Raw genomic sequence first — 13,853 nt, 5'->3', positions numbered from 1 at the left:
ACAGTCAGGATTGCGATTAACTCCGTACTGGGTTCTTGACCGAAGAAAATCTTTTCTTTTAACGAGTCTTTTACCTTGGACAAGCCAGACGCGGAAATCAGCATTGATTAAAATAAATAAACTTTAAGATTTATCGACTTTTATATCATATCTACTTTGAAAGGGAGTAGGGAGTAGGGAGTAGGGAGCAGGGAGCAGAGGAGCAGAGGAAGCAGAGGAGCAATTCAAAATTCAAAATTCAAAATTTCAGAGGGTACAAACCCGACCCAGAATTGAAGATTTGCTGGTCAACAAGATAATGGTGAGTTCAGATTCTCACCAATTGCAATCCGGCAATTGATAATGAGCGAATTTTGCATGTCCCGAAAGGGTTGACGATACTGCAAAAATTTGACTTCACCTGAAATTTTATTCAAAAACGTTGATTCAAAAACGAACATCAGTTGAATTAGGAAACCAATCTAAATATATTGACAGAATGGGAAAATTTCTGATTCCAGTATCCTTCATTAGATGAGCGATCGGGGACTACACAAAAAAGCCTTTCTAGAAAGGTGGGTAGTGCCTGCCTTACACTTGCGTTGCAACATGCAGTAAGTAGCTATTTTTACACATAAGATTCAGTATTTTAACAACTACCTTAAAAGTTGCTCTTTGTATCGCAAATATAGACACAAATCGTACCAAAGTATTGCTATGTAACCAATATTTGTATTTTTTTGAAACAAGAATTCTGCATTTGTTGCCATCTATAAATTTATTTTTAAACAGAAATTTAACTTGCAAATTTGCTATTTCTTAAAAAAAGTTGAATAAGTATACCCGCAGAGGGATGACATGGGAATATCTAGCCAAGACGAAAACCTAAGTCTGTTTGGATAGTCATCAAATTTTTTCTAAATACAAAATATGGACATAGCGCAAATTGTACAGACAGCTTCGCAAACACTAACTCAAGTAGGGTTGAAGCTCATTGGTGCAATTGTTTTTTGGCTTGTTGGTCGATGGTTGATTAACGTTGCGGCTAGCCTTTTATCCCGCAGCCTCAAGCACCAAAAAGTTGATAAAACAATTTTGAGCTACTTAGTAGCTACGGTTAAAGTCACGCTGAATATTATTTTAGTCGTGGCAATTCTGGGCTTTTTTGGCATTGAAACCACCTCTTTTGCAGCTTTACTAGCGGCGGCTGGTGTGGCGATTGGTGCAGCTTGGAGCGGACTGTTAGCGAATTTTGCCGCAGGCGCGTTTCTCGTGATTCTGCGACCCTTTAAGGTAGGTGACTTTATTACTGCTGGCGGCGTGACGGGAACCGTGCAGGAAATTGGCTTGTTTGCCACCACGATTAACACTCTAGACAACGTACACACGGTTGTAGGCAACAACAAAATCTTTTCCGACAATATTCAAAACTTTTCGGCAAATACTTATCGTCGCGTCGATCTAGTGGCTCAACTCAACCACAACACAGATCATAATGCCGCGATCGCCATGTTAAAAGAACGGCTGAGTCGAATTCCCAACGTTCTTTCTAATCCTGCCCCAGATGTAGAAATTCTAGAATTTAATTTAGCGGGTCCCGTGTTAGCGGTACGTCCTTACTGCAATAATGCCGACTACTGGCAGGTTTATTTTGATACCAACCGCCTGATCCGCGACAGCTTTGGCGAAGCTGGATTTTCTGCTCCAGAACAACTTTATGCCATTCGGAATAATTAGAAATTTGTAGAGACGTTACACGTAACGTCTCTACAATAATTACAACACGCCTTTAGAACTAGGAATATTACCAGCCCGACGCGGATCGATTTCTACAGCCATGCGGAGCGATCGCGCCAAAGCTTTAAAAGTTGCTTCAATAATATGGTGAGAGTTAATCCCGTCGAGTTGACGAATATGCAGCGTCATTTGACTGTGGTTAACCAGTGCTACAAAGAATTCCCGCACCAGTTGAGTATCGTAGGTTCCGACTCGTTGGGTGGGAATTTGTAGTCCGTAACTGAGATGGGGACGACCGGAAAAATCTAAAGCAACCTGAATCAATGCCTCATCCAAGGGGGCGAGAAAATGCCCAAACCGGATGATGCCCTTGCGATCGCCTAAAGCTTGGTGAAAAGCTTGCCCGAGGGTAATTCCCACATCTTCATTCGTGTGGTGGTCGTCAATTTCAATATCGCCTGTCGCCTTGACTTCCAAATCGAATAGTCCGTGGGAAGCTATTTGATGCAGCATGTGGTCTAAAAATGGGATTCCCGTCGCCGCAGTGCATTTACCTGTTCCATCTAAATTCAGCGTTACTTGGACATCGGTTTCGCCTGTAGTCCGGCGGACAGAAGCAGTCCGTGCGGCAAATGTGAGTTCGTTAATTGAGGGGCGATCGCTAATCTGCATGACTGAAATTTAAGGAGTAGGGAGCGGGAAGTAAATTAAATTCAAATTAGATTCAATTTTTACTTATTTCATCTTACTGTTAATAGTTCTAGCCATTCATTATGTTTAGCGTTGTTGGGTAAATATTGCTACTACACAAAATAAATAGGGTGTGTTGACAACACACCCTACTCGCGATCGAACTCAACGTTATCTCAAAACGTTATCTCAATATATTCACGATTCCTAGCACCGGACTCAAGACAGGTCCGAATACAGCGCCAATTGCGTCACCAACCCCCGCCGCACTATTACGTCTGACGACAATAATGTCGTTGTCACGCATAGTTGGGTTATTTTCGTCGTTGATTCCTTTAGAAAAATCAAGCTTGACTCGGCGACTCGTGACTGTACCATCAGGATTGAGACGAATTAAATCTGCCGAACCCCTTCTAGCACGGGCGTTATCAAATCCTCCTGCTGTCAACAGCGCTTGGTTAAGCGGCGTATTGGGCTGCAAGTTGACTAGTCCTGGTGTTTTGACTTCTCCCACAACGCTAACTTGAATTGTCGCTGGAGAAAAACTTGCATCTGCTAAGGCAGTAGCATCTGCTGGGCTGATGTTTGTTGCCGTCGAAACGACGACGGTGTCACCTTCTTGAACGATCGTATCTTGGTTGGGATCTCCTTGCAGCAATTTCCAGAAACTCACGGTCATCTTTTGTTCGCCGCCATTTCTGGTCGGACGACGGATTTGAATGTTTCGCACGTCAGCCGAACTTGTAATACCTCCAGCCAGCTGAATCGCCCGTGAGACTGTCGGCAAACCGCCACCAGCACCTCCGCCACCGTCAATCGCTCCGCCGCCCCCTCCTTGGGTGTTACCTGGGGTAGTTGCAGCAGCAGCAGCAGTTCCACCCCCAATAATTACGTAAGAACCAGGACGATTAACTTCACCTACAACTGTGACGGTACGGGGACGGTTGGAAGCCATAGCAAAGCTAGCATTAGAAAAGGCGCGAATATCTGCCATATTCACTTCAGTCGCCGTAGGTACGAAGACTGTATCGCCATCCCGTAAAGTGATGTCTTGTGGCAAAGTACCTTTTCTTACCAGTTCCATCAGATCCAGATTGATAATTCGCTCCGGTCCCAGTCCCTGCTTGCGCTTGAGCTGCACTTGCCTCAGATCGGCTGCTAGAGTGACTCCCTCTGCTAAAGTCAACGCGCCAACAATCGTAGGATACTGTACCCCTGGATTATCACCTGCACCACCTTGCAAGCCCACGGTGTACGAGCCAGGACGGACAACTTCACCCGCAATCACAACGTTAATTGGACGTGGGGAAATTAGACTCACTGTGACTAGAGGGCGTTTTAAGTAGCGAGAGTACTTTGCCGCGATCGCATCTGCTGCTTCTGCCTGGGTTAACCCTAAAATGTCTACAGGTCCGACCAGAGGCAAGAACAACTGACCACCAGGGGGAATCTGATAATCTCCGGTATATTCCGGCACTTCAAACACGTTAATGCGGATGCGATCGCCACCCCCAAGAGCATAATCTACTGGTGTTTGGACGGGTTGGTTGGCTGCTGGAGCTGTCGCCGGAGCGTTTGCTGGAGCTACATTGGGAAGTGGAGCTGCGTTATTTCCTGGCGCTACCGGGGTAGTGGTTGGAGCCGTATTATTACTAGGTGCTACATTTGGTTGAGGTACGGGCTTGGTTGTCGGTAAAGACGGACGAGCAGGTGCTGGGCGAGCGGGACTGGTTGTTTCTTGCGCTTTTATTGGCGCTGGACAAGCCATCGCCACTAGAGCAAAAAGCGTTAAGCCTGCAACTGGCTTGGTAATTGCTTTAGACATACGTGTAGATTTCTGTGTGGAAATATAGGCAATTTCTTGCTGTTTTCTAGACTTCACCATTTTATGTTTTGTTGCCAGATATGGAATTTACTAGATATTCAGTATAGGTATGCAAGATCGACATGAGCGAACTTGAGAGTGGATTATGCCACACTTAGGCAAGCTTTGTAAAACTTCATTTAACGTTAGAAAAAAACGCTATAAAAAATACGCTCTTACTAGCTGAGCCAAGGAGGAGTGGCGATCGTACAGCAGAAAGCAGGGAAGCAGAGGGAGCAGAGGGAGCAGAGGAAGTAGAGGAAGCAATCCTAACCACTGATAACTGTTAACTGACCAGAGGAATCGCAACGATAAATTTAGTTCCCATACCAACTTGTGTTTCAAACCAAATTTCTCCCTGATGAGTTTCGACAGCTTTTTTTACAATTGCTAATCCTAAACCCGTTCCTGCAATATTGCCTACATTTGTAGCACGATGAAACGAGTCAAATAAATTCTTGCAATCTGAAGCAGGAATACCGATCCCTCGATCGCGAACTTGAAATATAATTTGGTTTGGCTCCCATATCAAATCAAAATTAACTTCAGTTGCACTTGGAGAATATTTAATTGCATTTGATAGTAAATTAGTTAAAATGTGTCGCAATAGTTTTTCATCTAGCCGTACGATTTCTGCTTGTCCTTGAGAATGAAATACAATTTCATGGGTTTTTGTTATGAGTTGAATTTCTTCGACCAAACTCCGACACCATTGAAATAAATCTATTGGAGTTGGTCGAAATTCAAGTTTCCCCGCTTCGGCTTTACCCATCACGAGCACGTCATTTAATAGGAATGTCATGTGCTGAACCTGAGTTTGAATCCGCTGTAAATGGTGGCGTTTTTTCTCTTCGTGCCAAATTGTACCGTAGTCTTCGAGTAATTCGGCAGAGGATAAAATTGCCGTTAAAGGGGTGCGGAACTCGTGAGAAGTCATGCTGACAAAACGAGATTTAAGTTCGCTCAGTTCTTTTTCTTTTACTAAAGCTTGCTCGACTTCTAAATTTTTAGTGGTGATTTCAGTGAAAGATATTTGTAATTGAGCTGCCATTTGGTTGAATGAGTCAGATAGTACCGCTAGTTCGTCAATATTTTCTACAGATTTTTGCTCGAAATTGGTATTCTTGAAATCTCCGGTCGCAGCTTGTTGCGCTAATACCTGACTGGCTCGACTTAAGCGTCGAATTGGAATTGTAATCCAGCGAGATGTAAGTGTACTCAGTGCAGTGGTTATAATTAAAGCTGTCAAACATAACACGGCTGTCGTGCGGTTATTATCGTGAATATCCTGCATGAAATCTGATTCAGGCATGACGATCGCTATTAACCAATTCAAACCATAGTTATCTTTCCATGGTTTAATACAAACAAATTGCCGCACTCCTGCAATTTTCAGATCGAAATGCAGGTCGGTTTGAATTCCATTTAGATTGTTAAATTTTTTGAGCACAAACTCTGTAGTTTGTCTAACTACCGGATCGGGACTATTGACTGCATGTATTCTTCGTGCTTGGCGATCGACGATCGCAAACGGTCGATCGGAACTAGAACTAGCTACTAATAAACCATTCTGTTCGATAATAAAAATTTGTTCCGACGAACTGACTGGCAATTGCTGTAAATAATCGCTAATTTGTGACAGAATGAGATCGACTCCAATCACGCCAATCAATTTTTGTTGGCGATCGCGTACGGGATAGCTAGAAGAAATTGATAAAACTTCTGGTTTATCTTGCCACTGATAAATTGCACTCCATACGGGTTTACCTGCTTTCGCTGCATCTGCATACCAACCCTCCTGTTGCACTGGTTCAATATGACTAATAATTTTCTTTAAATTTTGGCGATTTCCTCGATTGTCTGTGGTGTAAATAGATTGGCGACTAGGTGCTGTTTTCAGAGTTTCATTAATGAGTAAATGACCGTTATTCAGGCGTTCGACTCCAATAAACTCGCCTTGGATATTGGCATAATTAATATAACCAACATTGAATACCTGCATTTGCTTCCAGAAGTAATGTCCGGTGCGATCGAAGTCTTGTAAATCGAGCAAACCTAATTCGACTGCATCTAAATTGATTTGATTAATTTGTTTGGGAATTGCAAAGTAAGCAGAGAGACGATCTTGAATGCGATCGCCAGCTTTATCTATTAAGCGATCGGCAAGGCGATCGACTGCTTGCTGACCGTTTTTGAAAGAAAAATAGCCAACTAATCCGACTGTTGCCATAATATGCAGCATAAACGGCACTGCCAATACTAACTGCATTGGCATTCTTCTATATGCTGGATGAGATAGTCCGCTTGCGGTTCTCAACCACCCAAAGTGTGAAAGCAGCTTCATGGATAAAATTATGCTAGTTCTTGCTTATTATTCCCCATGTCAGCTAGTAGATTTTAAGTTGAGAACGTAGAAACTATTCAAATTTTTAGTAGCTAGTTAAGTTATTTTACAAATGCGATCGCTGTTTATCTTGGCAATGAGTTGCGATCGCCAATCTCAATATTTTTTTATTTCAATAAGGGATTTTTATTACACGCTGCTGAGCTAATAGTCTGCTCGATTCTTCTCAATCTCGTTTCTGGACGTTTTGCACTAGCTATCCAAAATAATATATTCTTTTTTACCGTGTTACTAAAAGCTCCAAAATATTCGTTAGCAATTTCATTTCCTAATAGTGCTTGCTGTAAGTCTATTGGAATAATCAACTCTTCAATAGCATCTAAAGTATTCCACGAACCGTCTTGTTTTGCTGCTCTAATTTTTACTAAACCAGCTTCAGTCATTAAATCTTGTTTTATAAGTTCTTGAATATATTGCTTATTTAATTTTGACCATACACTTTTTGGTTTTCGAGGTGTAAATATTTGTCGGTAGCATTCTTTATCTAAAGATTGTACTTTACTATCAATCCAGCCAAAGCATAGAGCTTCTTTTACTGCTTCACTATATCGAATACTAGGCTTACCACTCTTAACTTTGTAGTACATCAACCAAATACCATTAGAGCTGTTATGGTTTTTTTCTAACCATTCTCGCCATGCTTGACGGTTTTTTGCATAAAAGGTTTCCAGTTCGCGATCGAAGTTTGGCATATATTGGGTATTCCCCATAAATAAAAACCGAGCGCAAGGAAAATATAAAAAAACTGTGCAGTTAAAGTTTAAGATAGGCAGTTAAAAGTTTAATAAAATAATGCCTAAAAGCGATCGCCTCTACGCGCTAACATCTCAACAGAGTTAAAAATTTATTACCATTTGGTTAAATTACAATTAAAACTCATGAATAGTGAAGAACTAGCGCGCTACATCGAAAGCACAGATGGTATATCTAAACCCTGGCTGCTATTGCAATTGCGCCTGAAGAAGCTGCAAGAGCGATCGCACCTACTCACCCCAGAGGAATATGCTAAAGAGTTGGCAGACATACACCAAGGATTGATGAATCTGGGAGAATGGTGGCGGGGGATAGAGGACGAGGCATTCGGAGTTGACTATCCTCTATAAAGTAGCGCCACCATTCTAGCTTTGCAGCCAAAACTTCTATGCCTAGAACTAAAAAAACAACCACTACAAAAGAAATTGCTACTGAAATTAATCTCGCAGATCCGCAGTACTACTTCAACCGCGAGTTAAGCTGGTTAGAGTTTAATAATAGAGTTTTACATGAAGCTTGCGATCCGCGATCGCCTTTACTAGAACGATTGAAGTTCTTAGCAATCTTCAGCTCTAACTTAGATGAATTCTTTATGGTGCGCGTAGCAGCTTTACGCCAGCAACTAGCGGCTAAAGTCAGCAAACTCAGTCCTGACGGACGCACCCCAGAAGAACAGCTAGAAGCAATTGCTCAACGCCTGCGTCCCTTGGTATCGCAACAACACCGCCATTTCGAGCAAGTCCTCAGACCCGCTTTAGCCCGAGAGGGAATATATATTTTAGATTACATGGACTTGAACCAGGAACAGCGGACGTACCTGGAACATTACTTTGACGAACAAATATTTCCCGTCCTCACCCCTCTTGCTGTAGATCCGAGTCACCCCTTTCCCCACATTTCTAATCTCAGCTTGAATTTAGCTGTAGTCATGAAAAATCCAGTGACGGAAGAAGAATTATTTGCACGGGTGAAAGTGCCAAAAGTCTTACCGCGATTTTTGCCGCTTCCAGAAGAACTGCGGGTACAACACCATGACAAACCCGCGCATTGGACGGGAGTACCTCTAGAACAAGCGATCGCCCATAACTTAGAATCCTTGTTTCCAGGGATGAATATTTTAGAATATCACCTGTTTCGGATTACCCGCGACGCTGACATAGAACTGGAAGAAGACGAAGCCGACGATTTATTATTGGCGATCGAACAAGAACTGCGCAAGCGCCGTATTGGTGGATCGGCAGTTAGGCTCGAAATTCACTCTCAAATGCCAGACTTAGTACGTAATAGACTCTTACGAGAACTCGATTTAGAAGAAAGGGCGGTTTACGAAATTGATGGCATATTGGGACTAGGAGATTTAATGTCATTTATGGCATTACCGCTACCAGAACTGAAAGATCCGCCTTGGAAATCCGTCGTTCCTCCACGTTTGCAACGCCTCAATCCTGCTTTAGCAGATACCGAAGAAGGAACTGATTTTTTCAGCCTGATTCGAGAAAAGGATGCTTTAGTTCACCACCCATATCATTCTTTTTCCTCCACCGTACTACGGTTTATTAGTAGTGCCGCTCACGACCCGGATGTTTTAGCGATTAAAATGACGCTTTATCGCACCTCTGGCGATTCCCCTATTCTTAACGCTTTGATCGCCGCCGCTGAAAACGGTAAACAAGTCGCAGTTTTAATGGAACTCAAAGCGCGGTTTGACGAAGAGAATAACATTTACTGGGCACGACGGTTAGAAAAAGCTGGAGTTCACGTAGTCTATGGCGTTGTCGGATTGAAAACTCACTCGAAAATCGTTATGGTCGTGCGGCGGGAAACAGATCGCATCCGACGTTACGTCCATATCGGCACGGGTAATTATAATCCCAAAACAGCCAGAATTTATACTGATATGGGACTCTTTAGCTGTCGGGAGGAATTGGGAGCCGATCTGACAGACTTATTTAATTACTTAACTGGATATTCGCGCCAACAATCATATCGCAAGCTATTGGTTGCACCAGTTAATTTGCGCGATCGCATGGTGGCTTTAATTAAGCGCGAAATCGAGTGCTGTAGAAATGGTGGTACTGGTCGGATCGTAGCGAAAATGAATGCTTTGGTCGATCCGCAAATTATTGCTACCCTCTACGAAGCCTCTCGCGCTGGCGTGCAAATCGATCTAATTATCCGCGGAATGTGTTGTTTGCTACCTGGACTTAAGGAAGTAAGCGAGAATATTCGTGTTATAAGTATTGTTGGGCGTTTTTTAGAACACTCCCGTATTTTCTATTTCCACAACAATGGGGAAGAAGAGATTTATATCGGCAGTGCTGATTGGATGCCGCGCAATCTCGATCGCAGGGTTGAGGCTGTCACCCCAATTGACGATCGCCATCTTGCCAAAGATTTACAAGAAATTCTCGGAGTAATGCTTGCCGATAATCGCCAAGCTTGGGACTTACAGCCTGATGGACGTTACATTCAGCGCCGTCCTGCCCCTGATACTCCCCAATCGAGTTCTCAGAAGATATTTATGGAAATGGCTCTCAACCCTGGGACAACCAGTGACTAAGTATGAGTGGTGCATGATGCGTGGTTTAATTATGAATTGAATCGTCTTCCTTGTCTCCCTTGTCCCCCTTATCTTTTACTAACAATTAACAACTATCAACAGTCCTCCCTACATTCCATCGTAGGACAGAGGTAATTTTACCTTGAACAAAAATATACTGTGAAAATCAATAGTTTACGATCGTCCGTCCTGGTAATCTTATTCGGTTTAAAATGCTGATGTTATCTTGCGAACCTTCCATTGTCAGAGTCTTGGTTGTAGACGATCACGAACTTACTCGTCTCACTCTGAAGCTAGCGATCGCTCACCAGGAAAATTTAGAACTAGTAGGATTAGCCAGTAACGGCAAAGAAGCTGTAGAAATGACGCAGCGCTTTCATCCAGATGCAGTTGTGCTTGACTTGCAAATGCCAGTTATGGATGGTTGGAGTGCTGCTGCCAAGATTAAAGATATTCAGCCAAAGACTCAAATTATTGCTTATTCTTCTGTAGAAGATCCAAAACTCCACGACCGTCAAGCAATTGCCTGCTTTGATGCAATTTGCAAGAAAGACATTGCTACTCCAGAATTGATGAATATCATTAAAGAATTAAAACAACAAGAAATAAATCGCTCGTAAACAATGGTTTGAACAAGATGAGTTCGGAGCGGGCAATATGATTTGTTAGCACTGGAAAGCGATTCTAGAAATCGGCTTCCGGTGCTTTTCCTTTAGAGCGCAGGAAATAATAGATTAGTTGGTCGCGTTGTTAGGAAAAGTGCGCTTAAATTCATCAAGTAAGTCGTCCATTTCTTCTAAAGCTTGATTGACATCTATTCTTAGTGTGCCTAAGTTAGGTTGTTCTAACAAGCGTAACAATGATTCGCGTTTTTCTTTAAGTAACACAATTCTTGCTTTCAAAGTTTCAATATCCATCGTTGAGTCCTTGTTTGATTCTGCCCTTATTGTAGTAGAAATCAAAAGTCAAAAGCCAAAAGTTAAAAGTTAAAAGTTATAATTATTCCACCCATTACGCTTCACATATTACTGACAAATGTTAACTGACAACTGACAACTGATTACTGATTACTGATTACTGCTCCCTACTCCCTACTATTTGATTCACCAGATTCTAGTCGTTTAGCAGTAAAAGCAATTTCTCTAGCTGTCGTACCCATACTGAGTTTACCTGCTATCCTTTCTGACTGAAACTGACTAGAAATCGCGATCGCATTTACAACTGTTGCTACAGGTCGGCGACAGATTGTTGCTAAAGGGACATTACCAGTTAACTGCAAGGTGCGATCGCTTAGTTTTCCTGTGAGAGTTGGTCTTTTTTCTCCAACTCTAGCCTTGTGCGAGCTACTCTCTGCTAATAATAAAGACCCGTTTAAGTAAATACCAGATTGCTGTATGTCTAACACCAAGTTTGATAGCTCTAGACAATCAGGCAAATTTTGGTCGAGAGACAACAGATAACGCCCTTGAATTGATATTTGTGCTTTAAGATTAGCCTCACCATACGCAGAAACAACTTTAAATAACAGTAAGACCGAACCAATTGCAATACCGTAAAAAGCTAAAGATTTGAGGTTGAAATGGTTTTTCATGACAATTGGTTGTTGGTTGACGGTTGACAGTGACTAGAATTGTCTTGTTCCCCTACTCCCCTGCTCCCTACTCCCTGCTCCCTGCTCCCCAATCAAGGTGAGAACTGACTTGACTATGGCGACGGGCAATTAGCAAGGAAGATTGACACTGGATTGCTAATTCATCTGTATACCTGCCTAGAGTTTGTCGTTCGATTCCCCAAGCGCGACTCATGCCAACTATGGTTAAATCGACACGGGCTGATGCTTCTACGACTGCTAGAATCGGTTCGGAAGTTTCTTTTGGTTGAATTATAGAAATGCGATCGCGCATTTTCTGCGGCAGTTGTTGCATAACATTACGTAACTCGTAACTGAACTCGCTTGGCGCTGGTGTCGCTGGTGTTGCTTGCAGTACTGACAAAAATGCCGTGTCGCAATTCGCTAGCAGGCGTAGAGCTATGACTAACGCTAGGTCATCGTGAATATTGCCAATATAAGGCACTAGCAGCGATTCTACGTTTTGTTTGCCGCGATCGATGTATACGGCTACGTCTACTGGAGCAAGGCTGAGAATTTGACCGACACGCCCGCCTAATCGATTGTTACTAAAAGCCGGACGATGCCAACCAACAACGATTAAACTAACGCTGTCAAGTTTGGCAATCTCGGTTGTAGCTCTCGCAACGTCGTTGCTGACGCGCACGATGGGATGAATAAGAGAGCGTATTGACGGTGGTTCTAGAGTTTGGATTAATTCTTCTAGCTGTTGATAGCGCTCTTGAATTAACCTGTCAGCGGCTTCTGGAGTGCTTTGGAAAGCGTAGTCTTCTTCAATTTCAATCAAACTGAGCGGATGGACGATCGCAGAAGACGATTGCCCGCCAGCGATCGCTGCTGCTAATTGCAACAGTCCTTGTTGAGTACTGGGATTTGCTACTGGGACTAAAATTCTATACGCCGGAGTTACAGGCTCTATACCACCTGCTTGCTGTGGTTCTGGTTCTACCAAATCTAATTTAATCAGTCGTTTCGGATACGTCCATTCCAGCAACGGTGAGGTCATAAACGTTGTCACCAATGCCATAATTACCAGCATGGTAAATAGTAAAGGCGAGATCACACCTAGACTCAAACCAATGTTAAGGACGATCAGCTCTGTCAAGCCACGGGTATTCATTAACCAACCCAATGCTGATGCTTCTCGTTTATCGATGCCACTGACACGCGCCGCTACATAAGTACCGATGTACTTTCCCGCGATCGCCACTACTAGAACTAATAAACACAACAGCCATAATTCAGGGCGGTTGAGCAAACCAATTTGGGTTCTGATCCCGCTGTATGCAAAAAAGACGGGGAGTAAAAAGATTAAAACGAAGTCTTCTGTCTTTTGGGCAATCTCCCGCACCAGATCGTGGTCTTTGGGCATGACTGCACCGACTAAGAACGCCCCAAAAATCAAGTGAATGCCAATGACTTCGGTAATTAAAGCAGAGATTACCACCCCCATGTAAATGCAAGCTAAGAGAAATTGCGTCAAACGTCCGGTACGATGAAAGAGTTTGGCAAGATACCGTAAACACCAGCGCCCTGCTGTCACCATCAAGCCTATATAGACGATCGCCGCAATAATTGTCGGAATAGCCTTGACAAAATCACCTTCTTTTGCAACTGCGATCGCCACTGCCAAGACGCACCAAGCCGTGACATCATCTACTGCCGCACACGTTAGCGCCAGCGTACCCAAGCGCGATCGCTGCAAGTTATTCTCGGTAATAATCCGCGCTAAGACTGGAAATGCCGTAATTGACATTGCTGCGCCCAGAAACAGGGCAAAAGCAGTAAAGGAGACACTCCCATCAGATACCAGAGGATAGAGGATGATGGCTGAGAGCGTCCCTAAAGAAAAAGGCACTAAAATACTGACGTGAGAAGTAAGAATTGCTATATCTAACTGTCCGCTCAAGTATTTAGGATTTAGCTCTAAGCCAATCAAAAACATGAAAAAGATCAGTCCGATCTGAGACAGCACGTTCAAGTAAGGAAGCGTTTCAGATGGAAATAAAGCTGCAGCAAGATCTGGGGCAATTAGACCAAATAGCGAGGGTCCAAGCATAATTCCCGCGATGATTTCGCCTATGACCAGCGGTTGCTTGATCCAGCGACATCCCATTCCCACAATCCGCGAGAGTGCTATGACGATCAGCACTTCAATTAAAACGAGAATGACTGCGTGCATAACTTCCTCCAGCAGCAGATGCCCCTATGATGATCTTTTAATCATCTCTGTAGT

Annotated in this window: 11 protein-coding genes; 4 read left to right on the top strand and 7 right to left on the bottom strand. The window is 43.2% G+C overall.

Annotated features, from left to right (window positions below; genetic code table 11):
• Positions 1–909 precede the first annotated feature (909 nt).
• Complete coding sequence (locus ACRC32_RS16600; RefSeq protein ID WP_438555005.1) at positions 910–1,716, top strand: mechanosensitive ion channel family protein; 807 nt, start codon at positions 910–912, stop codon at positions 1,714–1,716.
• Between the two features lie 39 nt (positions 1,717–1,755).
• Here ACRC32_RS16600 and hisB read toward each other — a convergent pair whose 3' ends face one another.
• The 4 genes from hisB to ACRC32_RS16580 form a co-directional block, all read right to left on the bottom strand.
• Positions 1,756–2,388: an imidazoleglycerol-phosphate dehydratase HisB gene (hisB, locus tag ACRC32_RS16595; protein WP_039716810.1), complete on the bottom strand. Its 633-nt coding sequence runs from the start codon at positions 2,386–2,388 to the stop codon at positions 1,756–1,758.
• A 202-nt stretch (positions 2,389–2,590) separates the two neighbouring features.
• Positions 2,591–4,291, bottom strand: coding sequence for an SLBB domain-containing protein (locus tag ACRC32_RS16590; RefSeq protein ID WP_438555004.1), 1,701 nt, complete (start codon positions 4,289–4,291; stop codon positions 2,591–2,593).
• A 265-nt stretch (positions 4,292–4,556) separates the two neighbouring features.
• Positions 4,557–6,614 (bottom strand): sensor histidine kinase, encoded by a 2,058-nt coding sequence (locus ACRC32_RS16585; RefSeq protein ID WP_438555003.1) that lies wholly within the window; start codon positions 6,612–6,614, stop codon positions 4,557–4,559.
• Positions 6,615–6,781: 167 nt separating this feature from the next.
• Entirely contained in the window at positions 6,782–7,366 is a 585-nt protein-coding gene (locus ACRC32_RS16580) for a YdeI/OmpD-associated family protein (protein WP_438555007.1), read from the bottom strand.
• 186 nt (positions 7,367–7,552) lie between these two features.
• Between ACRC32_RS16580 and ACRC32_RS16575 the strand changes: the two genes are divergently transcribed.
• The 3 genes from ACRC32_RS16575 (at position 7,553) to ACRC32_RS16565 (ending at position 10,607) form a co-directional block, all read left to right on the top strand.
• The gene (locus tag ACRC32_RS16575) at positions 7,553–7,777 is read left to right on the top strand and encodes a hypothetical protein (protein ID WP_015154758.1); all 225 of its coding nucleotides are present in this window, start codon (positions 7,553–7,555) and stop codon (positions 7,775–7,777) included.
• 38 nt (positions 7,778–7,815) lie between these two features.
• Positions 7,816–9,987 carry a polyphosphate kinase 1 gene (ppk1, locus tag ACRC32_RS16570; protein ID WP_438555002.1) on the top strand — a complete coding sequence of 724 codons (2,172 nt, stop codon included), beginning with the start codon at positions 7,816–7,818 and terminating at the stop codon, positions 9,985–9,987.
• 212 nt (positions 9,988–10,199) lie between these two features.
• Positions 10,200–10,607 (top strand): response regulator transcription factor, encoded by a 408-nt coding sequence (locus tag ACRC32_RS16565; RefSeq protein WP_438555001.1) that lies wholly within the window; start codon positions 10,200–10,202, stop codon positions 10,605–10,607.
• A 114-nt stretch (positions 10,608–10,721) separates the two neighbouring features.
• On the opposite strand, the gene ACRC32_RS16560 is transcribed toward ACRC32_RS16565, so the two are convergent.
• From ACRC32_RS16560 to ACRC32_RS16550, 3 genes are all read right to left on the bottom strand, one after another.
• Positions 10,722–10,904 carry a hypothetical protein gene (locus ACRC32_RS16560; RefSeq protein ID WP_438555000.1) on the bottom strand — a complete coding sequence of 61 codons (183 nt, stop codon included), beginning with the start codon at positions 10,902–10,904 and terminating at the stop codon, positions 10,722–10,724.
• Positions 10,905–11,071: 167 nt separating this feature from the next.
• A complete protein-coding gene (locus ACRC32_RS16555; protein WP_438554999.1) occupies positions 11,072–11,578 on the bottom strand; it encodes a hypothetical protein in 507 nt (168 codons plus the stop codon).
• 67 nt (positions 11,579–11,645) lie between these two features.
• Entirely contained in the window at positions 11,646–13,799 is a 2,154-nt protein-coding gene (locus tag ACRC32_RS16550; RefSeq protein ID WP_438554998.1) for a cation:proton antiporter, read from the bottom strand.
• Positions 13,800–13,853 lie beyond the last annotated feature (54 nt).

Source organism: Chroococcidiopsis sp. (genome assembly GCF_051657925.1).
GTDB lineage: Bacteria > Cyanobacteriota > Cyanobacteriia > Cyanobacteriales > Chroococcidiopsidaceae > Chroococcidiopsis.
This window is presented reverse-complemented; position numbering and strand designations above follow the sequence as displayed.

Coding starts and splice junctions, on each gene's coding strand:
- ACRC32_RS16600 (WP_438555005.1), top strand. CDS start 910: ATGGACATAGCGCAAATTGTACAGACAGCTTCGCAAACACTAACTCAA.
- hisB (WP_039716810.1), bottom strand. CDS start 2,388: ATGCAGATTAGCGATCGCCCCTCAATTAACGAACTCACATTTGCCGCA.
- ACRC32_RS16590 (WP_438555004.1), bottom strand. CDS start 4,291: ATGGTGAAGTCTAGAAAACAGCAAGAAATTGCCTATATTTCCACACAG.
- ACRC32_RS16585 (WP_438555003.1), bottom strand. CDS start 6,614: ATGAAGCTGCTTTCACACTTTGGGTGGTTGAGAACCGCAAGCGGACTA.
- ACRC32_RS16580 (WP_438555007.1), bottom strand. CDS start 7,366: ATGCCAAACTTCGATCGCGAACTGGAAACCTTTTATGCAAAAAACCGT.
- ACRC32_RS16575 (WP_015154758.1), top strand. CDS start 7,553: ATGAATAGTGAAGAACTAGCGCGCTACATCGAAAGCACAGATGGTATA.
- ppk1 (WP_438555002.1), top strand. CDS start 7,816: ATGCCTAGAACTAAAAAAACAACCACTACAAAAGAAATTGCTACTGAA.
- ACRC32_RS16565 (WP_438555001.1), top strand. CDS start 10,200: ATGCTGATGTTATCTTGCGAACCTTCCATTGTCAGAGTCTTGGTTGTA.
- ACRC32_RS16560 (WP_438555000.1), bottom strand. CDS start 10,904: ATGGATATTGAAACTTTGAAAGCAAGAATTGTGTTACTTAAAGAAAAA.
- ACRC32_RS16555 (WP_438554999.1), bottom strand. CDS start 11,578: ATGAAAAACCATTTCAACCTCAAATCTTTAGCTTTTTACGGTATTGCA.
- ACRC32_RS16550 (WP_438554998.1), bottom strand. CDS start 13,799: ATGCACGCAGTCATTCTCGTTTTAATTGAAGTGCTGATCGTCATAGCA.